The organism is Tsuneonella sediminis (assembly GCF_051912845.1).
Lineage (GTDB): Bacteria > Pseudomonadota > Alphaproteobacteria > Sphingomonadales > Sphingomonadaceae > Tsuneonella > Tsuneonella sediminis.
Genome location: NZ_JBNCBU010000002.1, coordinates 178,406 through 200,027, shown reverse-complemented (window position 1 = coordinate 200,027; position 21,622 = coordinate 178,406). Strand labels below are relative to the sequence as shown.

The following is a 21,622-nucleotide window of genomic DNA, read 5'->3' as shown; positions in this document are numbered from 1 at the left end:
AATGGGAGAGCGGCGGTGCCGGAGAGCGCAAACGACGAACTGCTGACCGAGGTGCGCGACGGGGTGCTGATCGTCACGATCAATCGGCCCGAAGCCAGGAACGCGATGAACAGGGCGGCGGCCGAGGGGATCGCGGCAGCGATGGACCGGCTCGACGCCGACGATAACCTGCGTGTCGGCGTGCTGACCGGGGCGGGCGGGACGTTCTGCTCGGGCATGGACCTCAAGGGCTTCCTGCGCGGCGAATCGCCGTCAATAGAAGGGCGCGGTTTCGGCGGGGTGGTCCAGGCGCCGCCAAAGAAGCCGCTGATTGCCGCGGTCGAGGGTTATGCGCTGGCCGGCGGGCTCGAACTGATGATCGCCTGCGACCTCGTCGTCGCGAGCGCCGGGGCGAAGTTCGGCATCCCGGAGGTCAAGCGCGGGCTCGTCGCCGCGGCGGGCGGGGTAATGATGCTGCCCGACCAGATCCCCGAGCGGATCGCGATGGAACTGGCGCTGACGGGCGAGTTCATCGACGCCGCGCGCGCCTACGAACTGGGGCTGATCAACAAGGTGGCCGATGGCTCGGCGCTCGACGCGGCGCTCGAGCTTGCCGCGAAGATCGTCGCCAACGGCCCGCTCGCGGTGCGTGTTTCCAAGCAGATCGTCAGGGAATCGCGCGGCTGGCCGATGGATGAACGCTACGACCGTCAGGCGCAGTTGATCGCGCCGGTCTTCGTCAGCGAGGACGCGCGCGAGGGCAGCCTCGCCTTTGCCGAGAAGCGCAGCCCGAACTGGAAGGGCCGGTAATGCCGGGGCCGCTCGAGGGGATACGCATCGTCGAGTTCGCCGGGATCGGCCCGGGACCGTTCTGCGGGATGATGCTCGCCGACCACGGGGCCGAAGTCATCCGCATCGACCGGGCGAGCGGCTCGCGTGGCGGATCGCAGCCGGTGACAACGAAGGACGTGCTCGCGCGCGGGCGAAAGTCTATCGCGATCGACCTCAAGAGCGCAGAGGGCTTGGCGCTCGCCCGGCGGCTCGCCGCGAGCGCAGACGGGATCATCGAGGGCTTTCGCCCGGGCGTGATGGAACGGCTGGGATTGGGGCCGGAGGAGCTTCTCGCGGACAATCCGAGGCTTGTCTACGGGCGGATGACCGGGTGGGGGCAGACCGGTCCCTATGCGCCCTACGCCGGGCACGACATCAACTACATCGCGCTCGCCGGTGCGCTGGCGCACTTCGGGCGAGCGGGCGGCAAGCCGACTCCGCCGATCAACATGGTGGGCGATTTCGGCGGCGGCGGCATGATGCTCGCCTTCGGGATGGTCGCCGCGCTCCTCAACGTCGCGCGCGGAGGACGTGGCCAGGTTATCGACGCCGCGATGACCGACGGCACGGCGGTGCTGATGAGCATGATGCACGGGATGAAGGCGATGGGTGTCTGGTCGGAAGAGCTGGGCGCCAACATGCTCGACACCGGCGCGCACTTCTACGACACCTACGAGACGGCCGACGGCAAGTTCATAAGCATCGGCAGCATCGAGCCGCAATTCTATGCGGAACTGCGGCGACTGGCGGGCCTCGCCGAGGACCCGGTTTTCGATGCCCAGCACGACCGCACGGCATGGCCTGTGCTCAAGGACAAGCTAGCCGCGCTGTTCAGGAGCAAGACCCGCGCCGAGTGGGACGCGCTGATGGCGCACACCGACGTCTGCTACGCGCCCGTCCTGACCATGGGCGAGGCGGTGGAACACCCGCACAACAAGGCGCGCGGGACGTTCGTGGAGGTGGGCGGCGCGATGCAACCGGCTCCGGCTCCGCGTTATTCCGCAACCGCCACGGCGAAACCGCGGCCCGCGCCGATGCCGGGGGACCAGACCGAGGAGGTTTTGGCTTCGCTCGGTCTCGACAGGGATGCGGTCGCAAGGCTTCGGGAAGCGGGAACCGTCGCCTGAAGCCGGTGCGGAGCGTCAGGGATTGTCCACGCGAACCGTGCAGCGCAGCCCGGCTGGCGCGAGGTCGAGTTCCACTCGGGCTCCCGAGCCGAGCACGCGGGTGAGCAGGGTCGACCCGAAGCCGGGCTTGCCGGCCGGGTCGACGGGAGGCCCTCCGCGTTCGACCCATTCGATGCAAAGGTCGCCGTCGCGTGCAGCGATGGAAATTTCGACCCCGCCCGCTTCGTTTGAGAAGGCGCCGTATTTCAGCGCATTCGTGATCAGTTCATGAAAAACGAGGGCGAGGCCCTGCGCGGTCGAAGTTGACAGGGCAGGTTTCGAGTCCGCCTTTACGTGGGTTCGCTCGCGCAATCCCGGGAAAGCATTGAGTTCGGCGGCGAGAATCTCGCTGGCCGACATCGCGGCCCCCTCGTCCGACACGAGCAGGTGATGCGAGCGGGCGAGCGCCGCAACCCGGCCCTTGAGTGCTTCGACGAAGGAGGGGATGTCCTTCGCCCTGGGGGCCGACATCGTGACCATCGATCCGATCATGGCGAGCATGTTGCGAACCCGGTGGTTGAGCTCGGCGGTCAGCAGTTCGAGGCGCGCCTCGCGCTCCTTGGTCGATGTCACGTCGATGACGTGGCCGATCAGTTTCTCGACCGTTCCGTCCGGTCCGCGAAGCGGCCGGCCCGCGGCGCCGATCCACCTGTTCCTGTCATCGGCGGTGCGGATCGCGCACTCGAACTCCCACGTGGTGCCGTTTTCTATCGCGGCCTTCTGCAAGGTGTCGATGCGCTCGCGGTCTTCTTCGACTACGTGCCCGAGGAACCGCTCGTAGGTCCATTCGGGCAGGAGATCGGGATACCCGAAGATCTCGTCGTGCCGCTGGTTGCGGATCGCGCGACCGGTCGCGACGTCGAGTTCCCAGATGCCGATGCGGCCCGCTTCGATCACGGACCGCAGGTGGTCGGCACTGCGTTCCGCAAAAGGTCTGAGGTCCGACATCATATCCTGTCTAGGTGCTGGGGATTGACGTGTCACGATCGCGATTGCCGCTCCGGCCGCAATTTCAGGCGATGAAGTGACTGACTTCCGACACAAAATCCTCGAACCGGTCGTGATGCACCCAGTGTCCGGCGCGTTCGTACTCGCTGACCGTCACGTTCGACCCGAAGTGCGCCAGCCGGCCGTCCTTAGCGGGGTTGCTGGCCCAGGAGTCGGCTCCGTAGATCATCAGCGTGGGGCAGGTGATCGCGGCCCACAGCGCGTGCTGGCCCCTGGTCGGCACATCATCGGGGGGCCAGGCGTGAAGATGGGGGTCGAACTTCCAGCTGAAGGTACCGTCCTCGTTGCGCATCACCGCGTGCAGCGTGAGGTGGCGGGCTTGTTCTGCTGATAGATAGGCATTCGCCTCGCGCATGCGCTGAAGGCAATCCTCGAAGGTCGAGTACTTGCGGATCAGCCGCGCGCTCGCCTCGCGCTTCTTGTCGATCCATCCGGTCCACAGGTTGCCGTAAGGGCGCGACCGACGCTCCGCGATCACCTTGGGACTCGGCCCCAGCCCCTCGATCGCGACCAGCCGGCGCACCTTCTCGGGATAGAGACCAGTGTAGCGAGTGGCGACGTTACCGCCCAGCGAATGGGCGACGATCGTCACCGGCTCGAGTCCCAGCTGGTGAACCAGCTGGGCCAGGTCGTAGACGTAGCCCATCGTCGTATAGACGCCGTTGTTGTTCCATTCGCTGTCGCCGTGGCCGCGCAGGTCGGGGCAGATTACGTGCCAGTCGCCGCGCAGCCGCTCGGCCGTCCAGTCCCAGTTGCGGCAGTGGTCGCGCCCGCCGTGCAGCAGGATCAGCGGCGGCGCGTCCGGGTTGCCCCAGTCCGCATAGTGCAGCTTCGTGCGCTGCGAAATGTAGCTCTGCGAGGTGGGGCCGCTCTCGATCATTCCTGCCCTTTACGTAAGCGGAAAATTCCGTTGCGGATCGCTACCCGCCTGATACGCTTCCGCCAAGACAAGAATCAAACGAGAGGACCAAGGCCCATGCCCGTCGTCGACGTGCCCGATCCCGAATTCATGGCCGACGAGGAGATCGCGGTCTTCCGCGACGCGGTCGGCAAGTTCTACGAACAGCACGCGCCCCCCAAGCGCGTCGAGAAGTGGCGTGAGGACGGTCAGGTCGAAGCCGAGTTCTGGCGCGAGGCGGGAGCGGCAGGACTTCTCGGCATGACGGTGCCGGAGGAATACGGCGGCCACGGCGGCGATTTTCGCCATGATCTGGTGGTGCTCGAACAGCAAGCCGAAAAGGGCGTCGACGGGTTTGCAGCCTCCCTGCACAACGTGATCATCCTGCCCTATATCGTTCGCCACGGGACCGAAGAGCAGAAGAAAAAGTGGCTGCCCCGACTCGTCACCGGAGAGCTGATCAGCGCGATCGCGATGACCGAGCCGGGGGCGGGCAGCGATCTCCAGGCGATCACCACGACCGCGACACGGGACGGCAACGGCTATCGCCTGAACGGCGCCAAGACCTTCATCTCGAGCGGGCAGCTGGCGAACCTGATCATCGTCGTCGCCAAGACCGACCCCAAGGAGGGCGCCAAGGGGATCAGCCTGATGGTGCTAGAAACCGAAGGGGCCGAAGGCTTCCGTCGCGGCAAGAAGCTCGACAAGATCGGACAGGATGCGGCCGATACCAGCGAGTTGTTCTTCGACGACGTGTACCTGCCATCCGACAGCGTGCTCGGCGGGGTGGAGGGGCGCGGGTTCTACCAGCTGATGGGCGAGCTGCCGCAGGAGCGGCTGGTGATCGCAGTGGGCGCGATGTCGACGATCGAGAAGGCGCTCGACACCACGGTCGAGTACGTCAAGCAGCGCAAGGCGTTCGGCAAAACGATCTGGGACTTCCAGAACACCCAGTTCGTGCTCGCCGACCTCAAGGCGCGGGCGACCGCCGCCAAGGTCTTCCTCAACGATTGCATCGCCAAGGTGCTGAAGGGCGAGCTCGACGTCACGACCGCCTCGATCGCCAAGTACTGGCTGACCGAGCTGCAGGGCGAGGTCGTCGACAAGTGCCTGCAGTTCCATGGCGGGTGGGGCTACATCAACGAGTACGCGATCGCGAAAATGTACCGCGACAGCCGGATCACGCGCATCTTCGGCGGATCGAACGAGATCATGAAGATGCTGATCGCGAGGTCGATGTGAGCGCCGCGGGCTCGGCCTTTCGCGAGGGGCTGCTCGAAGGCAAGGTGGCTTTCGTCGCCGGCGGCACGAGCGGCATCAATCTCGGCATAGCGAAGCGCTTAGCTGCCCTCGGCGCGAAAGTCGCGGTGTGCGGGCGTGATGCGGAAAAGGCGGCGCGCGCAGCCGGGGAGATCGGCGAGCAGGCGCTGGGACTGTCCGCCGACGTGCGCGACTTCGGCGCGATCCGCAGCGCCCTCGAGCAGGCGCGGAACGACTTCGGGCCGCTCGACATCGTCGTTGCGGGCGCGGCGGGTAATTTTCTCGCTCCCGCCCTCGGCATGTCGGCCAACGCCTTCAAGACGGTGGTCGACATCGACCTTTTGGGCACCTTCAACACGTTCCGGGCCTGTCACGACCTCCTGGCAAGGCCCGCCAGCCTGATCGCCATCACGGCGGGCCAGGCCGAACAGGCGATGGCGTTCCAAGTCCATGCCTGCGCGGCAAAGGCCGGGGTCAACCAGGTCGTACGAACGCTGGCGATCGAATGGGGCCCCGACGTGCGCGTCAACGGCATCTCGCCCGGACCGATCGCGGGGACCGAGGGGATGGCGCGGCTCGCGCCCAACCCGGCGCTCAAGGAAGCGAGCGAAAATCGCATCCCGCTCAAGCGATGGGGCGAAATCGACGAGATCGCGGAGGCGGCGGTGTTCCTGTCCTCGCCGTCGGCTTCCTATGTCACCGGCACGATCCTCGACGTCGACGGGGGCAGCAGCGTGGGCGACGCGGGCCGGATGGATATGGCCAGGGGCCTGTCCTGATCGGTTCGGACTAGACCGCGGGTAGCGACTGTTCGGCAAACCCCCAGCCCGCCAGCCCCTTGCCCTTCGCGCGGGTCATCAGCGTCCTGGTGTCCGAGATCGAAAACGGGTGGGCGTTCTGGAAATCTTTCAGCTCGCCCCAGGCAATCGGGACCGCCACCGGCGCACCCTCGCGGGCGCGGGCGGAGTAGGGAAGGACGGCCGTACTGCCGCGCTGGTTACGAAGGTAGTCGATGAAGATCTTTCCCTTGCGTTTGGCCTTGCTCATGGTGGCGACGAAGCGGTCGGGTTCGGCCATGCTCATCGCTTCGGCGAAGCGCTTCGAAAAATCCTTGTGCGCGTCCCATGAGTGGCCCGGGGTCAGCGGAACCACGACATGCACGCCCTTGCCGCCCGACAGCATCGCGTAGCTGGCAAGGCCGATATCCGCGAGGCGGTCGTGAATGTCCTTCGCGGCGCGCTTGACGTCCCCGAAGTCTAGGCCCTCGTCGGGATCGAGATCGAAGATCATCCGGTCGGGCTTCTCGACATCGGTTGAACGCGAGCCCCAGCCGTGGAATTCGATCGTGCCCATCTGGACGCAGGCGACGAGGCCGGCTGCGTCCTCGATGTACAGGTAGTCTTCCGCACCGCCATCCTTCTCGACGATCGGAACGTGGTGGACGTGCGGTCCGAAAGACCCGCTGTCGTGCTTCTGGAAGAAACACTTCTTGCCGCGCCCCTGGGGGCAGCGCACGAGGCTGATCGGCCGCTGGGCGGCCCACGGCAGCATCAGGGGAGAAATCGACTCGTAGTAATCTGCGAGCTCGCCCTTCGTCTGCCCGCTTTCGGGAAAGATCACCCGGTCCCGGCTCGAGATCTTCACGTCGACCTCGTCGCTCTCGACCGCCTCGGGCCGCTCCGGGGAGACGGCTTCAGCCTCCTTGTCTTGGCGCAGGCCGAGGAAGCTGCCGTGGCGCACGTTCCCGTCGGCGGTGAATTCCGAGAATGCGATTTCGGCCACCAGCCTGGGCGTCACCCAGGTCACGCCGCGGGCAGACGGCTTGTCGACTTCGGCCGGGGGCGTCTTGCGCTGGATCCGCGCTAGCCGGGTGGCCAGGTCCTCGAGCGTATCGCCCGAGAATCCCGTGCCGACGTTGCCCTTGTAGACGAGCTTGCCGCCCTCGTGTTGTGCGAGCAGAAGCGAGGAGAAAGGGCGTCCCTTGGCGCTCGACTTTTTCCATCCGATGATGACGAATTCCTGCCGCCGGGTGCATTTGACCTTCACCCAGCTCCTGGTCCGGCCCGAGCGGTAGGGCGCATCGATGGTCTTCGATATGATCCCTTCCTGTCCCGCTTCGCACATCGTGTCGTAAAGCTTCTCGCCCGCCCCGAGGATATGATCCGCGACGTGAATCGGCGGCTGGGCGGCCGCCAGCAGCGCCTCGAGGCGCTCCTTGCGCTCGATGGCGGGCAGCCCGGTCAGGTCCTCGCCGTTCGCCTCGAGCAGGTCGAACGCATGATAACTGAGCTTGTCCTTCTTGCCCTGCGTTCCGTGTCCGCGCTTGAGGACGGCCTGCAGCGACGAAAAGTCCGGATTGCCGTCCTTGCCGTAGGCGACGATCTCGCCGTCGATCAGGCAGGGCGGCAGGTCCAGCGCGGCAACCGCGTCGACCAGCGGTGCGAACTTCTCGGTCCAGTCCTTGCCGCTGCGGGTCCATACCGTGACGGCATTGCCCGCAGCGGCGATCAGCGCGCGGTAGCCGTCGAATTTGATCTCGTGCATCCAACGGTTGCCCGACGGCACGCTGTCGACCAGCGTGGCGAGTTGTGGCTTGCGAAAACCGGGCGGCTTGCCGGTGCGCGCAGCCTTCTTCGGCCTCGCCTTCTTCGCGTTGTGTCTGGCTGCCTTGGCCATCTCGCTTGCAAAGGCATCGCCCTTCTTCCCTGCGAGCGAGTGCTCACCCCCGGCGTCCGCCGCGATCTCGGCCATCGATCGCCCGGTCAGTACGCTGGTAAGCGCGTGTTCGACGAGTGGGTCGCCCTTTTCGGCGAATTCGTCATCGATCTTTCGCAGCAGCCAGTTCTCTCGCTTCTCGTTGCCGCGGGGCTTGAGCCGGATGAGGATCCAGTCGCCCTTCATCCGTTCGCCGTGAAGCGTGAAGTGCAGGTGCCCCTTGTCGATGTCCTTCCAGCTCTTGCCCTCGACTGGCGCCCAGGTACCCCTGTCCCACAGCATCACCGTGCCGCCGCCGTATTCCCCTTTCGGGATGGACCCTTCGAACTCGGCATAGGATAGCGGGTGATCCTCGGTGCGGACCGCGAGCCGCTTGATGTCGGGGTCGGGCGAGGGACCTTTCGTCACGGCCCAGCTCTTGAGCACGCCGTCGGCTTCCAGGCGCAGGTCCCAATGGAGCCGGGTCGCATCATGCTTCTGCACGATGAACCGGTTGCCGGCCGTGCTGCTCTCGCGCTTTCCCGAAGGCTCCGCCGTTTTCTCGAAGTCGCGCTTGCGATTGTACTCGGCCAGCGGATCGCGCGCGTTCATGCGGTGGAATCCTCGTCCGGGAAAAACCGGCGTTCGACCACCCGCAGCAGCGTGAGCATGATCAGCGAGATGACCGCGCCCATCGCCACCAGCGGCCACTGGCCGGCCCCGCAGGCAAGACCGATGACCGCTGTGAGCCACAGATGTGCCGCCGTGGTCAGGTTCTTCACCGAGCCCTTGCTGAACACGATCAGGCCCGCTCCGACGATGCCGATGAAGGCGCCCGTCGCCTCGAATACGCGGAGCGGGTCCATCCGCGTGGTCGCCAGGTCGCCGCCCAGCGCGTGGTAGAGCGCGATGACCGAGACCGTCATCGCGGCTGCGGAAAAGCAGATGAGTCCGTGGGTGCGCATCCCCGCGGCAAGACCGCGCATTTCGCGATCGAGGCCGAGGAGCAGGCCGATCAGCGCCGCCACGCCCAGCCGCGTCAGCAGGTCGGCATCGAACCAGTGGACAAGGACGGGGGCATTGAGCTCCATCAGGCGCGCTTCTTGGCCTTGGTTCCGGATGACGTCTTTTTCGATGACGGCTTCTTCGCCGGCTTGTCGTCCTTCACCGACTTCTTGAGCGCGGCCATCAGGTCGATGACGTTCGACCCGCCCGTCGGGGCCGGCTCTTCCACGTCCTCGAGGATCTTCTTGCCCTTGGCCTTGGCCTTCTTCTCGATCAGCTCGTGCAGCGCCTCGACGTAACGGTCGTGGAATTCACCGGGGTCGAACGGAGCGGTCTTCTTCTCGATCAGCGTCTGCGCCAGCTCGAGCATTTCCTTTGCGGGCTTGGTGTCGGGGATGTCCTTGAAGTAGCTCTGCGCCCGGCGCACTTCGTCCTCGTAGCGCAGGGTTTCCATCACGATGCCCTTGCCGCAGGGCTTGAGGCTGACGAGATATTCCCGGCCTCGCAGGGCAAGCTGTCCGAGTGCGACCTTGTTCGCCTTGCGCAGCGCTTCGCGCAAGACGACGAAGGCCTCCTCGGCAAGTTCGTCCTGCGGGACGACGTAATATGGCTTCTCGAAGTAGAACACGTCGATCTCGCCCTGATCGACGAACTGGACGAGTTCGAGCGTCCGCTTGCTTTCGATCTTCACCGCCTCGATCTCGTCGTCTTCGAGCAGCACGTAGTTGCCCTTGGACACCTCGTAGCCTTTGACGATTTCGTCGCGGTCGACAGGCCCGATGCCCTGGACGACCTTCTCGTAATTGATCCGCTTGCCGCTGGGTTCGTGAATCTGGCGGAAGCTGATCGACGCGCCGCTCTTGGTGGCCGAATAGACCTCGACCGGGATGGAGACCAGTGCCAGGCGGATCTGCCCGGTCCAGTAAGCACGTGCCGCCATTGCGGGATTTCCTTTTCGTTGCGCCGATTCGACTCAGCAGGAGCGGATTGGTTTCCAATCGCGGCCGGGCTGCCTATCTCCCGGCCATGATCGCGCAGACAATCCAGCTCGCGCTCGCCCCGGTTTTCGTCCTGGTGGCGATCGGCAATATCATGAACCTGCTCTCCACCCGTCTCGGGCGGGTGGTCGATCGAAGCCGGGCATTGCAGGCTCGCTACCGGGAAACGTCGGGGGACGAGCATGACATGATCGTGCGCGAGATGCGGGTGGTCGATCGCCGCATACGTCTCGTTGGTGCGGCCTTGCGCATCCTGGTAACCAGCGGCCTCGCAATCGGGCTGACGGTGGTGTTGCTGTTTCTCGAGGATATCCTGCGGTTCGACTTGCAGCGCTTCGCCGCGGCAACCTTCATCGGTGCCATCGGACTCCTGATGTGGGCGCTGGTCCTGATCCTGCGCGAGACGCAGGCCGCCTCGGGCGCGCTGCGCATCCCCGAGGAATTCCTCGAGCGCGAGCGGCGGCTGTAGCTTGCGGTTCCTAGGACTTTGGCGGGGCGAGCAGACGGTCGCCCTGGCTGCGGATTGCGCCCGCGATCACCGGCTCGACGAAAGCGAGCGCGGGCGGCAGGTCCACAGTCAGCACGACCTGATGCGCCTCGACGTCCACGTTCGCCCGCAGGGACTGGCCCATCGCGCTGATGTCCATCGTCATGCGGTCCTCGCTCGGCCAGGCGGTCGTCACCCCGGCACCGCCCGGGATATGGTCGGCAACGGAGGCGGTGTTCGCCCTCAGCCGGCGGCGGACCTCGTCCGGTTCGAGTTGATGGGGGATGGCGACGCGCATCAGGCGGGGTCCTTGGTCCTGTCTTCGAGGGCGGCCCCGGGATCGTCGAGATCGCCGCCGTACTTGTAGTCGAGATAGCGGGTGCGAACGGCAAGATCGTCGAGCGATCCCTCGGCGAGCTGCCGGGTAACCCGGTCGATCTCTTCGCTGATCCTTGCAAGCCCGCTCGCAAGCTGGTCGTCCGGTGCCATGCCGCCTGCGCGCTCCTCCGCGCGCAGGTGCAGCGGGATCCTCCGGTAGCTGTCGACCATCTCGGGCAGCGTCTCGCCCACCAGGCCGCGCACCTCGCGCGCGGCGGGATGGTTCGCGTCGATCCCCTCGAGCTGGAGGCCGAGCGCGTCGAGCTGGACACCGATCCTGCCGACCATGTCCGCCGCCGGCGCGGGCAGGGCGGGGCGCTGCGCCTCGAGCCAGAGCTCGGTCTTGCCGACCAGTTGCCTTGCATCGGTGCTCCGGGCCAGATCGGCGCGCCGGGGTACCACCATCTTCGGGTATTTGCCGAGCACCGCGACTGCCGCGACGATCGCCAGCGCGGTGATCATCACCCCGGTGAAGCCGATGCCGTCGACGATCAGTCCCGCGACCATCGCGGCGACCACGATTCCGGCGATCGCGAGGACGATACGCTGGAGCTTGCGACTGAGATGCCGGCTTTTCATGCGCCGCGATTCGCGACCGATCGACCGGCTGGCCTCGCGCCGGTGGCGGCCGCCCGCGCGATTGTCGTCGCGCACGCGCCGCGCCTCCGACAGGACGCGATCGGACTGGCGAGCGAGGTCGTTCAATTCAGGATTCCACCGTCAGCAGCTTCGACTCGGATACCGATGCCGCCGCCCGGGCCTGCCCTTCGGCGCGGGCAATGTACCCTTTCGACTTCTCGACCTCGTTCGACAGGGTTTCGACCGTCTGTTTCATCGAATCGAGCGCGCGGAGCTTGAACTGATCGACCTCGTCCATCGTGTCGTAGATGTTCTGGAACGCTCGCTGGAGCGTTTCCATCGGGATCGTCGACGAGGCGGCCTGTTCGTGAATCTTGCCCGTCTGCTCGCGCAGCATGGTCGACGTGCTGTCGATGATGTTGGCGGTCGTCGTGTTGAGAGCGGTGATCTGGTTGAGGACGAGCCGTTGGTTGGTCATTGCCTCGGCCACCGTCACCGCGGTCCGCAGCGCCCCTACGGTAGTGGTACTGGCCCGGTCGACGCCCTTCACCAGTTCGACGTTGTTCTTCTTGACGAGGTCGAGGCTGAGATAGCCCTGGACCGACACCGCCATCTGCGTCAGCAGGTCCTGCGTGCGCTGGCGAACGTAGAACAGCGCCGTTTCGCGCAGGGCCTTCGCCTTGGCCGGGTCGGTCGCGTCGAGTTCGGCGGCCTTGTCCTCCAGCTTCGCGTCGAGCACCCGCGAGATGTGGATCATCTGCTCGAGGTTGCCCATCGCCTCCCACAGCTTCTGCCGCTCCACGTCGATAGCCGCGTTGTCCATGAGCAGTTCGTCCTTGCCGCTGGCGAGGTTGCCGAGGATCGACTGGATGTGGGTCTGCGCGCTCTGGTAGCTGCGGAAATAGTTCGTCAGCTTGTTGCCGAACGGGATGATGCCGAGGATCTTGCGCGGACCCGACTTAGCGCCCCGCCGGCCGGGATCGAGATCCTCGACCACGCGCCGCAATTCGGCGAGGTTGGCGCCGACGCCCTCGTCCTTGTCCATGGCGCGGACCGGGCGGTCGAGAAAGCGGTTCGACATGCCCGCGGCCGCCATGATTTCCTTGCGCCCCATGTTGGTGATCGCATCGACCTTCTTGCCGAACTCGGGCGAATTGGCATCCTGCGCGACGAGATCGGCGACGAAGGCATCAGCCTTCTCCTCCAGCTTCGACTTCTTCTCGTCGGACACGGGGACAAGGCCCGCGGCCTTTTCGGCCGATACGACCGGCACGGGGTCGGGCGGTGTCAGCTCGAGGTCGGTCGCGGTCGCCGTCTTCGTTTGCGTCTGGGTCTGCGTTTCGGCCATGGGGTCCTCTGGCATGGTGTGTTATCTAATTAGGACAGCTGCGGGCTAGCACAAGCATTTTTCGCGGCGAGAGTAGCAGGTTCTTCGCCGCTTGCACCTTCAAGAGCCCGACAAGCCCCCTTCCGCCCACTTGCCCGATTGGCTAGTCCGGCAGTGGGCTTGGTGGGGAAACACGATGGGCAACGCGGAACAATCGGCGGCAACTGGCGCGGGGCCCGGCACTACGGCTAGGACCGACCCTCACGTTGCCGGCTTCGCGAGCGTCCTGCGCTCGCTGCGGCGCTGGTGGCTCCACGTCATCATCGAGATCGACCAGGCCGCGGTCATCGCGGCGCGGCGGGAAGAAGCCTACCTGTCGGGCCGCTACATGTTCATGACCGCGATGAGCGGCGGGATAGCGATTCTCGGCCTTCTCCTGTCGAGCCCGGCGGTAGTGATAGGCGCGATGCTGCTGTCGCCGCTCATGGGACCGATAATCGGTCTGGGTTTCGCGCTCGCGATCGGCGATTACGAATGGCTCCGCAAGTCGGCCAAGGCGCTGCTCGCAGGCAGCCTCATGGCTATCCTGCTGTGCGCGCTGATCGTGTTTCTCTCGCCGATCCAGACGGTCACGAGCGAGATCGCCGCGCGGACGCGGCCCAACCTGTTCGATCTGCTGGTCGCGTTGTTCTCGGCGCTCGCCGGCGCCTATGCGATGATCCGCGGCCGGGAAGGGACGATCGTCGGGGTCGCGATCGCGACCGCCTTGATGCCTCCGCTCGCGGTCGTGGGCTACGGCATGGCGACGTTCAACGGAACGGTCTTCTGGGGCGCGCTGCTGCTGTTCGTCACCAATGCCATCACGATCGCGCTGACCGCCATGCTGATGGCGCGGCTCTACGGGTTTCGCGCTGCGCTGACCGAGCGGCAGACCATGCTCCAGAACCTTGCCGTGACGATCGTGTTCGTGGTCCTCGCGGTCCCGCTGGGCTACTCGCTGATCCAGATTGGCCGGGAAGCCAACGGCGCCCGGTTGGTCAACAGCGAGATCCGCAGCCTGTTTGACCCGCAGTCCCGGTTGAGCCAGGTCGATATCGACTGGCGTGCCGAACCTGTGCGGATCGACGCGACCGTCCTCACTCCTCGCCTAGAGCCCGAGGCCGAAGGCCGCGGGCAGCGCTCGCTGGTCGAGATCCTCGGCCGGCCGGTCGAACTGCGGATCAGCCAGTACGAGGTGGGCACCGGGGCTAAGGCAGCCGAGGCGGCCCAGCTGGCGAAGGCGCAGGAACAACGGGAGGCGGCCGAAAGTGCGCGGGCGGCGGAGGTCTCGCGCAATCTGGCGCTCGTCGCAGGGGTCAGCGAAAGCGAGGTGACGATCGACCGGAGCAAGCGGCGCGCCGTCGTGCGCGCGCGGCCCCTGCCGGGCGCCCAGCTCGCCGCCTACCGCGCGCTCGAGCGCCGCATCGCCGCCGATGCGAAGGACTGGACTGTAATGATTCAGCCGCCTGCCGGACCCCTGCCGACCATCGAGTTCGCCGATGGCGAACTGACCGAAAGGGGCCTTTCCGCGCTCGAGCTGGTCGCATGGGCGGCCGAGCGAACCGGTCAGCGGGTCGCAATCTCCGGCCCGGCTGACAGCGCCGGCAAGGCTCGCCAGTGGCTGCTGGAACAGGGAATCGACCCGGTCATGACCACGGGCCCCGCACCCGTCCGCGCAGGGTGGAGCAGCGAAGGGTCCGAATAGCTCAGGCCGCTTCGAGAAGCTTGATCGGCTCGATCTCTCCCGCGAGGTAGAGCCGCTTCGCCTTGGCGCGCGAAAGCTTGCCCGACGAGGTGCGCGGCAGCGTGCGGGGCGGGACCAGTTCGACTACGCAGTTCATCCCGGTGATCGAGCGAACCTTGTCGCGGATCTGCTCGTGGAGGCGCAGGCGCTCCTCTGGATCCGATACCCGGCAGTGAACCAGTACCGCGGGGGCTTCCTCGCCGTTGTCCATCTCGAAGCTGAATGCCGCCACGTCGCCGTGGTTGAAGCCGGGCAGCTGCTCGACCGCCCACTCGATGTCCTGCGGCCAGTGGTTCTTGCCGTTGATGATGATCATGTCCTTCGCCCGGCCGACGATGAACAGGTAGCCGTCGCCCAGGTAGCCCATGTCGCCGGTGTCGAGCCAGGCATCCACGAGGCAGTCGTTGGTCGCCTCCTCGTTGCGGAAGTACGAGTGCATCACCGATTCGCCGCGGCACCAGACCTTGCCGATCTGGTGGTCGCCCTTGATCTCGCCGTGCTCGCCGCGGATCTCGACTTCCATGCCCGGCAGGGGTTTTCCGCAATTGACGATCGCGCGGTATCGGGCCGGCCGCGACAGGTCGCGTTCCGCGCCCGACAGGCGTTCTTCCTCGACCAGTTCCACCCGGATACCCTCGCCTGGCGGCATCACGGTGACGGCCAGCGTCGCTTCGGCAAGGCCGTAGCTGGGCGTGAAGGCGCTCGCCCTGAACCCGGCAGCGGCGAATGCGTTGACGAAGTTCTGCATCACATCGGGCCGGATCATGTCGGCGCCGTTGCCGGCGGTGCGCCAGCGCGACAAGTCGAACCGTTCGGCCACGTGGCTCTGCGAGGAAATGCGCCGTGCGCAGATGTCGTAGCCGAAGGTCGGCGAATAGCTGAGCGTGTTGCCCTTGTTGCGGCTGATGAGATCGAGCCATGCGAGCGGGCGCCGGGCGAAATGTTCGGTCTTGAGGTAATCGCAGCTTGCCTGATTGGCGATGGGGGAGAGCAGGCAGCCGACAAGGCCCATGTCGTGGTACCACGGCAGCCAGCTTACCACGCGGTCGTTCTCGCCCAGGTCGACCCCGGTCGCATGGCCGTAGAGGTTGTGCAGCAACGCCCGGTGGGTGACCGCTACCCCGGTGGGAAAGCGGGTCGAACCGCTCGAGTACTGCAGGTAGCAGATGTCGTCGGGAGACAGGTTCGGCAGGCCGGCTTCCGGCGCGTCGTGCGTGGCAAACTCTTCCCAGCTCAGGCCTTCGCAGCCCTGCCGCTCGGCCGCGGCATGTGCCATTTCCGCGATCTCGCGGGGATAGATGAGAAGCTTGGGGTCCGCGCTCGAAATCTGGACCGCGAGCTGATCGATGTAGCTGTCCTTGCCGCCGAAGGTGGTCGGAAGCGGCAGCGGCACCGGCCAGGCGCCGGCATAGATGCAGCCGCAGAACAGCGCCGCGAACTCGGGACTGGTCTCGGCGATAAGGGCCACCCGGTCCTCGCGCCCGATCCCGGCCGCGATCAGCCTCCGGGCCATCATCAAGCCGTCCTCCCGCATCTCGGAGAAGGGATAGGCGCGTTCGAGGTCGCCGCGCATGTCGTGGAAATTGAGGCCCTTCCGGCTCTTGGCGGCGTAGTCGATCGCTTCGGCGAACGTGGCGAAGTCCGACCGTCGCCGCGGTAGCGGGCAGTCGTTCGGCGTCGGCGTCAGATTCGTATCGGTCATGTAAGAAGCGAAACCCGTTGTCTGCGCGCCCATCCGGCGCTTCCCGTGTGCAGTCTGCGGCGCCCTATACCCTTGGATGCCCGGGCGCGCGAGGTTCAAGATTTCCCATTCGTTTCACAGTGTGGCACGAATATGGCGAACATGTCCCGCCGCCCCGCCCGAGAGCGCCGTCCGCCGCCCCCTCTCGATCAGGCGAAGCTCGAGGATATCGCACTCGCCTACGTTGCGCGTTTTGCAACCAGCGCGGCGAAAGTCGAGCGGTATCTGGTCCGCAAGCTGCGCGAGCGGGGGTGGGAAGGCCACGAGCCTGCCGATCCCCGGCGGATCGTCGAGCGTTTCGTCGAGATGGGCTATATCGACGACGAAGCGTGGGCCCGGGCGAAAGGCGACAGCCTGATCAGGCGCGGATACGGCGCGCGGAGGGTCGATCAGGCGCTCGGTGCAGCCGGGATCGACGAGGCATTGCGCGCGGACCTGCGCGCCGGCGAGGCCGATCTGCGCCGGGCAGCCGTCGCGCTCGCGCAGCGCCGCCGACTCGGACCTTGGGGGGCGCGAGCGATCGATCGTACCGCGCGCGAGAAACAAATCGCCGCTATGGTGCGGGCGGGGCATGGATTTGATGCTGCGCGCGCGGTAATCGACGCGGCGACGATCGCCGAGGCATTGGGCTGGGCGAACGAGGCCGAGGAGAGCCAATGAATCCCGTACTTAGCCGGACGGTCGCGGTTGCGTTGTTCGCCGTGCTGGCCGCCTGTTCGCCCCAGCAGGCGGCAGAGGCCACGCCCGCCGCACTGGCGTCCGCCACGCACCCTGTCTCGGGCCTGCCGGTCGTTCCGCTCACGGTGACGACTCCAAAGGGTCCGCATACCTTCCGCGTCGAGGTGGCATCGACCGCAGCACAGCAGGCGCAGGGGCTGATGTTCCGCACCGAGATGGGGCCGGACGAAGGCATGATCTTTCCTAGAAATCCGCCCGATGTCGCCAGCTTCTGGATGAAGAACACGCCGCTGTCGCTGGACATCATCTTCATCGGCACCGATCGCAGGGTGATCAACGTCGCGGCCAACACGGTGCCCTATTCGCTTGCCCCGGTCGGGTCGGCAGGGGTCGCCGGCGCCGTGCTCGAGCTCAGGGCAGGCCGGGCCGCCGAACTCGGCATCGGGCCCGGCAGCGAGGTGCGGTGGTAGGAGCGTCCGCTAGGTGCTTGGCGCTGGGATGCGAATAGGCTAGGCGCGCGCCCCATGGGAATCCTGTCGAAGATCTTCACCTGGTGGGACGGCGCGACCATCGGCACGTCGCTCTGGAGCTCGCTCAACGGCGAGCACGTCGGTACCGATTTCGCCGGCAACAAGTACTACCGGTCGAAGAAGCGGGTGCCAGCCGGTCAGCCGTTCGCCGGCAGGGAGCGGCGGTGGGTGATCTATGCCGGGTCGAACGACGCGAGCAACGTGCCCGCCGAATGGCACGGCTGGCTGCATGGATCGCTCGACGGGGTGCCCGAAAGCCATCTGCCGCCAGCGCGCATCTGGGAAGCCGATTACACCCCTAACGCTACCGGTACGCCAGCCGCCTACAGGCCTGCGGGCGCCCTCGAGCGTGGCGGCAGGCGGGCGGCAGCAACCGGTGACTACGAGGCGTGGAGCCCGGACGCCTGACCGTGCGCGCCATCCGCGTCCTGGCCCTTCCTGCCGCGTTGGCCCTTGGCGGCCTAACCGCCTGCACGCAGGAACCGCCCGATCCGCGTCCGGTGGAGACCGAGGTGCCCGAGGAGCTGCGCGCGCCCCGGCTGGTCCAACCGGTCGAGAAGTCGGCGGGCACCCCGATGAAGGACCGCGTCGCGGTGATCGGCGTGCTCAACAAGCGCAACAACCTGACCCGGACGTTCGAAATGAAGCCCGGCGACGCAAGGCGATGGGGCAATGTGATCGTCCGCCTCTCCGCCTGCGAGCGGACCGCGCCATGGGAATTCCCGCGCCAGACCGGTGCCTTCGCCCAGGTGTTCGCGCAAAAGGCCGGAAGCGAGACGGCGGACTGGGACAAGGTCTTTTCAGGCTGGCTGTTCAGGGAATCTCCCGGCCTCAACGTTGTCGAGCATCCGATTTACGACGTGTGGGTCAAGGACTGCAGGATGAGCTTTGACGGGGGCAAGCCGGCTCCCGCCGCTTCTCCCTCGAGCGCGCCGAATTCGTCGGGCAATGCCGCCGCGTCGGCAGCCGCGGCCTCGCCCAGCAACGCTACGTAGCGGGCCTGCGCGATTTCCACCGCCCCCAGCGAGGCGAGGTGGTCCGTCATGAACTGGCAGTCCAGCAACGTGGATCCGGCGCGGCGCATCACGGCAACGAGCCAGGCGAGTGCGACCTTGCTGGCATCGTCGGCCCGGCTGAACATCGATTCGCCGCAGAACACGCCGCCGAACCCGACGCCGTAAAGACCGCCTACCAGATCGCCGTCGCGCCAGCATTCGATCGAGTGCGCGTGTCCCTCCGCGTGCAGCGCGCGGTAGCTCGCCACGATTCGCCCGCTGATCCAGCTTTCCGGATGATCGGGGCGCGGCTCCGCGCAGGCGGCGATCACGTCCGCGAACGCCTCGTTGCAGCTTACCCGGAACCGGTCCCTGCGGATCGTCTTGGCGAGCGACCTTGACAGGTGGAATCCGTCGAGCGGAAGGATCGCGCGCCGGCGGGGCTCGACCCAGAACACCTCGGGGTCGTCGCGATGGTCTGCCATCGGAAAGATCCCGTTGCGATAGGCAAGCAGCAGCAGGTCGCTCGGGATCAGGGGAAGGGCGGGTGCGTGCATGGCGGGACGAAACATGGTCTAGCAGGGTTTGCGCGCTTGCGATGCAGCGCGTTTGCACCTAAAGCGCGCGTCCCTGCGCAGGGGTGTAGCTCAGCTGGTAGAGCATCGGTCTCCAAAACCGAGGGCCACGGGTTCGAATCCTGTCACCCCTGCCAATTTCTCCCGCCTACCGACCAAGCGCCGCGCGATCGCTTTTCGCGGCCGGTCGCCTTGTGCGCGGGGAACCATCGGGACGAACCGTTGTTTATTAGCGACAGCCGGAGGGGCAATTTCGGTTCACGGAGTTTGCGATGTCAGGATTGTCGTTTCGTAGCAGCCGCCCCGATTCCTGGGTCCAGCCCCGTCCGTTCAGCGACGCTTCGCAGCGCTATCGGATGTACGGGCCGATCCGCCCGATGGAGGAACCGGGTTTCCTTGCCAGGCTTCTCGGCCTGCGCTGAAGGTCAGGTCAGTCAGGCACATTTCGGGGCCGGCCGCCTTCGGGCGCCGGCCCCGCTTGATTTCGCCGCTCGGCGCCGCTAGGGCGGCACCGCTTTTTCCGACAGATGAGCGATGGTAAGGCCCTCCCGGTACTTGAACCGGGGCGGCGCTGACCCCATCCCGGACCGAGCGTTCAATTTCTGGGGGGCGTAAGCTTCATCATCATGGCCAAGACCAGTCCAGCCGAGTTCATCAACCAGGTGCGCGCCGAAGGGCGCAAGGTCGTCTGGCCAAGCCGCGAGGAAACGGTTCGCACCGCGATCTTCGTCGGCATCATGATGCTGATCCTGTCGCTCTTCTTCCTCGGGATCGATACGCTGTTCGGCGCGGTGATGCGCTGGCTGCTGTCGCTCGCCTGACCCTTCACGGACGAGACAGAACACATTCCATGGCACGCTGGTACATCATCCACGCCTATTCCGGTTTCGAGAACAAGGTCCGCGATTCGATTATCGCAGAGGCCGAACGGCTCGGGCTGTCCGAGGCGGTCGAAGCGGTCGAAGTCCCGACCGAGACCGTGACCGAGGTCAAGCGCGGCAAGAAGGTGCAGGTCGAGCGCAAGTTCATGCCCGGCTACGTCCTCGCCAAGCTGACGATGACCGACGACGTCTATCACCTCGTCAAGAACACCCCCAAGGTCACCGGCTTCCTCGGTTCGGGCAACAAGCCCCAGCCGATCTCGGAGCGCGAGGCCGCCCGCTATTTCGGCGGGGTCGAGGAAGCCAAGGCCGCACCCAAGAAGCACGTCAACGTCGATTACGAGATCGGTGACCAGGTCAAGGTGCTCGACGGCCCGTTCGCCAGCTTCAACGGGCTGGTCGAGGAGCTCGATTTCGACAAGCAGAAGGTCAAGGTCTCGGTCTCGATCTTCGGCCGGGCGACACCGGTCGAACTCGACTTCGAACAGGTCGAGCTGGTCAAGTAGGCCGGCTTGAATACCGGCGCCGCTTCTAGTAGGGGCGCCGCTTCCCGTGCCCTGGCGCGGGATTTCGCGCGGGAGGGCCTCCAAGCAGGGTCCGCTTGACCGCTTACCATGAGCCCATGCCGGAAGCGGCGGGGCAACAGTGAGAAAGGAGGCCATCCGTGGCCAAGAAGATCGACGGCTATATCAAGCTGCAGGTGCCCGCGGGCACCGCCAACCCGTCGCCCCCGATCGGCCCCGCGCTGGGCCAGCGCGGCGTCAACATCATGGAATTCTGCAAGGCCTTCAATGCTGCCACCGACAGCATGGAAAAGGGCATGCCGATCCCCACGGTGATCACGGTCTATGCCGACCGCAGCTTCACTTTCGTCACGAAGACGCCCCCGGCGAGCTTCCTGATCAAGAAGGCGGCGAACCTCAAGTCGGGTTCCAAGGAGCCCGGCAAGGTGACCGCGGGCACGATCAAGCGGTCGAAGCTCTCGGAAATCGCCGAGATGAAGATGAAGGACCTGAACGCCAACGACATCGAGATGGCGACCCGCATCATCGAGGGCTCCGCGCGCTCGATGGGCCTTGAAGTGGTGGAGGGCTGATCCGATGGCCAAGCTGACGAAGAAGAGCAAGGTTCTTGCCCAGATCGATCGCGACGCGTTCTACAGCTTCGGCGATGCGCTGAAGACCCTGCGCGAGCATGCGAGCAAGAAGTTCGACGAGACCCTCGAGGTAGCGATGAACCTCGGCGTCGACCCGCGCCACGCCGATCAGATGGTCCGCGGCATGGTGTCGCTGCCCTCGGGCACCGGCAAGGATGTGCGCGTCGCCGTGTTCGCCCGCGGCGACAATGCCGAAAAGGCGCTCGCTGCCGGGGCCGACAAGGTCGGTGCGGAAGACCTGATGGAAGACATGCAGGCCGGCAACCTCGATTACGACCGCGTAATCGCCACCCCCGACATGATGGGCGTGGTGGGCCGGCTCGGCAAGGTGCTCGGCCCCAAGGGCCTGATGCCCAACCCCAAGCTCGGCACCGTGACTCCGAACGTGGAGCAGGCCGTGAAGGACGCCAAGGGCGGCCAGGTCGAATTCCGCGTCGAGAAGCAGGGCATCATCCACTCGGGCCTCGGCAAGCTCTCGTTTTCCGACGAGGCGCTGAAGAAGAACTTCGACGCGCTGACCGAGGCGGTGGTCAAGGCCAAGCCGGCCGGCGCCAAGGGCAAGTACGTGCGCAAGGTCTCGCTGACCACCACGATGGGCCCGGGCATCAAGGTCGATCTCGCCGAGGTCGAGGGGGCCTAACTCCCTCGCATCAAGCGATGCAGAAAAGGGGCC

24 protein-coding genes, 1 tRNA gene and 1 pseudogene are annotated in these 21,622 nt (G+C 66.0%); 16 read left to right on the top strand and 10 right to left on the bottom strand.

The window, feature by feature from the left end:
* Nucleotides 1-15 precede the first annotated feature (15 nt).
* The gene (locus tag ACPV3N_RS11605) at nt 16-789 is read left to right on the top strand and encodes a crotonase/enoyl-CoA hydratase family protein (protein WP_440117922.1); all 774 of its coding nucleotides are present in this window, start codon (nt 16-18) and stop codon (nt 787-789) included.
* Nucleotides 789-1,937, top strand: coding sequence for a CaiB/BaiF CoA transferase family protein (locus ACPV3N_RS11600; RefSeq protein WP_440117920.1), 1,149 nt, complete (start codon nt 789-791; stop codon nt 1,935-1,937). Before ACPV3N_RS11605 ends, ACPV3N_RS11600 begins: the two co-directional genes overlap by 1 nt.
* A 15-nt stretch (nt 1,938-1,952) precedes the next feature.
* Here ACPV3N_RS11600 and ACPV3N_RS11595 read toward each other — a convergent pair whose 3' ends face one another.
* On the bottom strand, nt 1,953-2,924 hold the full coding sequence (locus ACPV3N_RS11595) for a sensor histidine kinase (protein ID WP_440117918.1): 972 nt from the start codon (nt 2,922-2,924) through the stop codon (nt 1,953-1,955).
* A 64-nt stretch (nt 2,925-2,988) separates the two neighbouring features.
* Nucleotides 2,989-3,864 (bottom strand): alpha/beta fold hydrolase, encoded by an 876-nt coding sequence (locus ACPV3N_RS11590; RefSeq protein WP_440117916.1) that lies wholly within the window; start codon nt 3,862-3,864, stop codon nt 2,989-2,991.
* Nucleotides 3,865-3,960: 96 nt separating this feature from the next.
* Here ACPV3N_RS11590 and ACPV3N_RS11585 point away from each other — a divergent pair, with 96 nt between their 5' ends.
* Both ACPV3N_RS11585 and ACPV3N_RS11580 read left to right on the top strand, forming a co-directional pair.
* Nucleotides 3,961-5,124, top strand: coding sequence for an acyl-CoA dehydrogenase family protein (locus ACPV3N_RS11585; RefSeq protein ID WP_440117914.1), 1,164 nt, complete (start codon nt 3,961-3,963; stop codon nt 5,122-5,124).
* Entirely contained in the window at nt 5,121-5,921 is an 801-nt protein-coding gene (locus ACPV3N_RS11580) for an SDR family oxidoreductase (protein ID WP_440117912.1), read from the top strand. Before ACPV3N_RS11585 ends, ACPV3N_RS11580 begins: the two co-directional genes overlap by 4 nt.
* 10 nt (nt 5,922-5,931) lie before the next feature.
* Here the strand turns inward: ACPV3N_RS11580 and ligD are convergent, their stop codons facing one another.
* From ligD to ku, 3 genes are read right to left on the bottom strand one after another with little or no spacing between them, the layout of a single operon-like run.
* Nucleotides 5,932-8,448, bottom strand: a complete 2,517-nt coding sequence (gene ligD / locus ACPV3N_RS11575; RefSeq protein ID WP_440117910.1) for a DNA ligase D — start codon at nt 8,446-8,448, stop codon at nt 5,932-5,934.
* A complete protein-coding gene (locus ACPV3N_RS11570) occupies nt 8,445-8,927 on the bottom strand; it encodes an MgtC/SapB family protein (protein ID WP_440117908.1) in 483 nt (160 codons plus the stop codon). Before ACPV3N_RS11570 ends, ligD begins: the two co-directional genes overlap by 4 nt.
* Nucleotides 8,927-9,781, bottom strand: a complete 855-nt coding sequence (ku, locus tag ACPV3N_RS11565; protein ID WP_440117906.1) for a non-homologous end joining protein Ku — start codon at nt 9,779-9,781, stop codon at nt 8,927-8,929. Before ku ends, ACPV3N_RS11570 begins: the two co-directional genes overlap by 1 nt.
* 86 nt (nt 9,782-9,867) lie before the next feature.
* Between ku and ACPV3N_RS11560 the strand changes: the two genes are divergently transcribed.
* On the top strand, nt 9,868-10,308 hold the full coding sequence (locus tag ACPV3N_RS11560; RefSeq protein WP_440117904.1) for a DUF2721 domain-containing protein: 441 nt from the start codon (nt 9,868-9,870) through the stop codon (nt 10,306-10,308).
* A 10-nt stretch (nt 10,309-10,318) separates the two neighbouring features.
* On the opposite strand, the gene ACPV3N_RS11555 is transcribed toward ACPV3N_RS11560, so the two are convergent.
* From ACPV3N_RS11555 to ACPV3N_RS11545, 3 genes are read right to left on the bottom strand one after another with little or no spacing between them, the layout of a single operon-like run.
* Nucleotides 10,319-10,624, bottom strand: a complete 306-nt coding sequence (locus tag ACPV3N_RS11555) for a polyhydroxyalkanoic acid system family protein (RefSeq protein ID WP_440117902.1) — start codon at nt 10,622-10,624, stop codon at nt 10,319-10,321.
* On the bottom strand, nt 10,624-11,409 hold the full coding sequence (locus tag ACPV3N_RS11550) for a hypothetical protein (RefSeq protein WP_440117900.1): 786 nt from the start codon (nt 11,407-11,409) through the stop codon (nt 10,624-10,626). The genes ACPV3N_RS11555 and ACPV3N_RS11550 overlap by 1 nt, the downstream gene beginning before the upstream one ends.
* A gap of 1 nt (nt 11,410) precedes the next feature.
* Nucleotides 11,411-12,631, bottom strand: a complete 1,221-nt coding sequence (locus ACPV3N_RS11545) for a toxic anion resistance protein (RefSeq protein ID WP_440117898.1) — start codon at nt 12,629-12,631, stop codon at nt 11,411-11,413.
* Between the two features lie 175 nt (nt 12,632-12,806).
* Between ACPV3N_RS11545 and ACPV3N_RS11540 the strand changes: the two genes are divergently transcribed.
* Nucleotides 12,807-14,354, top strand: coding sequence for a TIGR00341 family protein (locus ACPV3N_RS11540; RefSeq protein ID WP_440117896.1), 1,548 nt, complete (start codon nt 12,807-12,809; stop codon nt 14,352-14,354).
* A 1-nt stretch (nt 14,355) separates the two neighbouring features.
* Here ACPV3N_RS11540 and ACPV3N_RS11535 read toward each other — a convergent pair whose 3' ends face one another.
* Complete coding sequence (locus tag ACPV3N_RS11535) at nt 14,356-16,095, bottom strand: fatty acyl-AMP ligase (RefSeq protein ID WP_440117894.1); 1,740 nt, start codon at nt 16,093-16,095, stop codon at nt 14,356-14,358.
* 141 nt (nt 16,096-16,236) lie between these two features.
* Here ACPV3N_RS11535 and ACPV3N_RS11530 point away from each other — a divergent pair, with 141 nt between their 5' ends.
* The 4 genes and pseudogenes from ACPV3N_RS11530 to ACPV3N_RS11515 form a co-directional block, all read left to right on the top strand.
* On the top strand, nt 16,237-16,794 hold the full coding sequence (locus ACPV3N_RS11530) for a regulatory protein RecX (protein ID WP_440117892.1): 558 nt from the start codon (nt 16,237-16,239) through the stop codon (nt 16,792-16,794).
* Entirely contained in the window at nt 16,791-17,282 is a 492-nt protein-coding gene (locus ACPV3N_RS11525; protein WP_440117890.1) for a DUF192 domain-containing protein, read from the top strand. The genes ACPV3N_RS11530 and ACPV3N_RS11525 overlap by 4 nt, the downstream gene beginning before the upstream one ends.
* 54 nt (nt 17,283-17,336) lie before the next feature.
* Nucleotides 17,337-17,750 carry an NADH:ubiquinone oxidoreductase subunit NDUFA12 gene (locus ACPV3N_RS11520; protein ID WP_440117888.1) on the top strand — a complete coding sequence of 138 codons (414 nt, stop codon included), beginning with the start codon at nt 17,337-17,339 and terminating at the stop codon, nt 17,748-17,750.
* A 167-nt stretch (nt 17,751-17,917) separates the two neighbouring features.
* Nucleotides 17,918-18,160 (top strand): annotated as a pseudogene (locus tag ACPV3N_RS11515) (DUF2155 domain-containing protein); the annotation flags it as partial.
* Nucleotides 18,161-18,195: 35 nt separating this feature from the next.
* Here ACPV3N_RS11515 and aat read toward each other — a convergent pair.
* Nucleotides 18,196-18,894: a leucyl/phenylalanyl-tRNA--protein transferase gene (aat, locus tag ACPV3N_RS11510; RefSeq protein ID WP_440117886.1), complete on the bottom strand. Its 699-nt coding sequence runs from the start codon at nt 18,892-18,894 to the stop codon at nt 18,196-18,198.
* A 79-nt stretch (nt 18,895-18,973) separates the two neighbouring features.
* On the opposite strand from aat, the gene ACPV3N_RS11505 reads away from it, so the two are divergent.
* The 6 genes from ACPV3N_RS11505 to rplA all read left to right on the top strand — a co-directional run bounded on the left by ACPV3N_RS11505 (nt 18,974) and on the right by rplA (nt 21,589).
* Nucleotides 18,974-19,049: transfer RNA gene (locus tag ACPV3N_RS11505), tRNA-Trp, on the top strand.
* A 135-nt stretch (nt 19,050-19,184) separates the two neighbouring features.
* Nucleotides 19,185-19,334, top strand: coding sequence for a hypothetical protein (locus tag ACPV3N_RS11500; protein WP_440117884.1), 150 nt, complete (start codon nt 19,185-19,187; stop codon nt 19,332-19,334).
* A gap of 204 nt (nt 19,335-19,538) precedes the next feature.
* A complete protein-coding gene (secE, locus tag ACPV3N_RS11495) occupies nt 19,539-19,733 on the top strand; it encodes a preprotein translocase subunit SecE (protein WP_259962344.1) in 195 nt (64 codons plus the stop codon).
* A gap of 29 nt (nt 19,734-19,762) precedes the next feature.
* Nucleotides 19,763-20,299 (top strand): transcription termination/antitermination protein NusG, encoded by a 537-nt coding sequence (nusG, locus tag ACPV3N_RS11490; RefSeq protein WP_259962345.1) that lies wholly within the window; start codon nt 19,763-19,765, stop codon nt 20,297-20,299.
* 158 nt (nt 20,300-20,457) lie between these two features.
* Nucleotides 20,458-20,889 (top strand): 50S ribosomal protein L11, encoded by a 432-nt coding sequence (gene rplK, locus ACPV3N_RS11485; protein WP_259962346.1) that lies wholly within the window; start codon nt 20,458-20,460, stop codon nt 20,887-20,889.
* A 4-nt stretch (nt 20,890-20,893) separates the two neighbouring features.
* Nucleotides 20,894-21,589 (top strand): 50S ribosomal protein L1, encoded by a 696-nt coding sequence (gene rplA / locus ACPV3N_RS11480; RefSeq protein ID WP_440117881.1) that lies wholly within the window; start codon nt 20,894-20,896, stop codon nt 21,587-21,589.
* The last annotated feature ends 33 nt before the right edge of the window (nt 21,590-21,622 follow it).

Excerpts from the sequence above, each read along its gene's own strand:
- ACPV3N_RS11535 (WP_440117894.1), bottom strand. The coding sequence starts at position 16,095 with ATGACCGATACGAATCTGACGCCGACGCCGAACGACTGCCCGCTACCG.
- nusG (WP_259962345.1), top strand. The coding sequence starts at position 19,763 with ATGGCACGCTGGTACATCATCCACGCCTATTCCGGTTTCGAGAACAAG.
- ACPV3N_RS11560 (WP_440117904.1), top strand. The coding sequence starts at position 9,868 with ATGATCGCGCAGACAATCCAGCTCGCGCTCGCCCCGGTTTTCGTCCTG.
- ACPV3N_RS11585 (WP_440117914.1), top strand. The coding sequence starts at position 3,961 with ATGCCCGTCGTCGACGTGCCCGATCCCGAATTCATGGCCGACGAGGAG.
- aat (WP_440117886.1), bottom strand. The coding sequence starts at position 18,894 with ATGCACGCACCCGCCCTTCCCCTGATCCCGAGCGACCTGCTGCTGCTT.
- ACPV3N_RS11570 (WP_440117908.1), bottom strand. The coding sequence starts at position 8,927 with ATGGAGCTCAATGCCCCCGTCCTTGTCCACTGGTTCGATGCCGACCTG.
- ACPV3N_RS11530 (WP_440117892.1), top strand. The coding sequence starts at position 16,237 with ATGTCCCGCCGCCCCGCCCGAGAGCGCCGTCCGCCGCCCCCTCTCGAT.
- ACPV3N_RS11545 (WP_440117898.1), bottom strand. The coding sequence starts at position 12,631 with ATGGCCGAAACGCAGACCCAGACGCAAACGAAGACGGCGACCGCGACC.
- ACPV3N_RS11520 (WP_440117888.1), top strand. The coding sequence starts at position 17,337 with ATGGGAATCCTGTCGAAGATCTTCACCTGGTGGGACGGCGCGACCATC.
- ACPV3N_RS11540 (WP_440117896.1), top strand. The coding sequence starts at position 12,807 with ATGGGCAACGCGGAACAATCGGCGGCAACTGGCGCGGGGCCCGGCACT.
- ACPV3N_RS11555 (WP_440117902.1), bottom strand. The coding sequence starts at position 10,624 with ATGCGCGTCGCCATCCCCCATCAACTCGAACCGGACGAGGTCCGCCGC.
- ACPV3N_RS11590 (WP_440117916.1), bottom strand. The coding sequence starts at position 3,864 with ATGATCGAGAGCGGCCCCACCTCGCAGAGCTACATTTCGCAGCGCACG.
- ku (WP_440117906.1), bottom strand. The coding sequence starts at position 9,781 with ATGGCGGCACGTGCTTACTGGACCGGGCAGATCCGCCTGGCACTGGTC.
- ligD (WP_440117910.1), bottom strand. The coding sequence starts at position 8,448 with ATGAACGCGCGCGATCCGCTGGCCGAGTACAATCGCAAGCGCGACTTC.
- rplA (WP_440117881.1), top strand. The coding sequence starts at position 20,894 with ATGGCCAAGCTGACGAAGAAGAGCAAGGTTCTTGCCCAGATCGATCGC.
- secE (WP_259962344.1), top strand. The coding sequence starts at position 19,539 with ATGGCCAAGACCAGTCCAGCCGAGTTCATCAACCAGGTGCGCGCCGAA.
- ACPV3N_RS11500 (WP_440117884.1), top strand. The coding sequence starts at position 19,185 with ATGTCAGGATTGTCGTTTCGTAGCAGCCGCCCCGATTCCTGGGTCCAG.
- ACPV3N_RS11600 (WP_440117920.1), top strand. The coding sequence starts at position 789 with ATGCCGGGGCCGCTCGAGGGGATACGCATCGTCGAGTTCGCCGGGATC.
- ACPV3N_RS11525 (WP_440117890.1), top strand. The coding sequence starts at position 16,791 with ATGAATCCCGTACTTAGCCGGACGGTCGCGGTTGCGTTGTTCGCCGTG.
- ACPV3N_RS11595 (WP_440117918.1), bottom strand. The coding sequence starts at position 2,924 with ATGTCGGACCTCAGACCTTTTGCGGAACGCAGTGCCGACCACCTGCGG.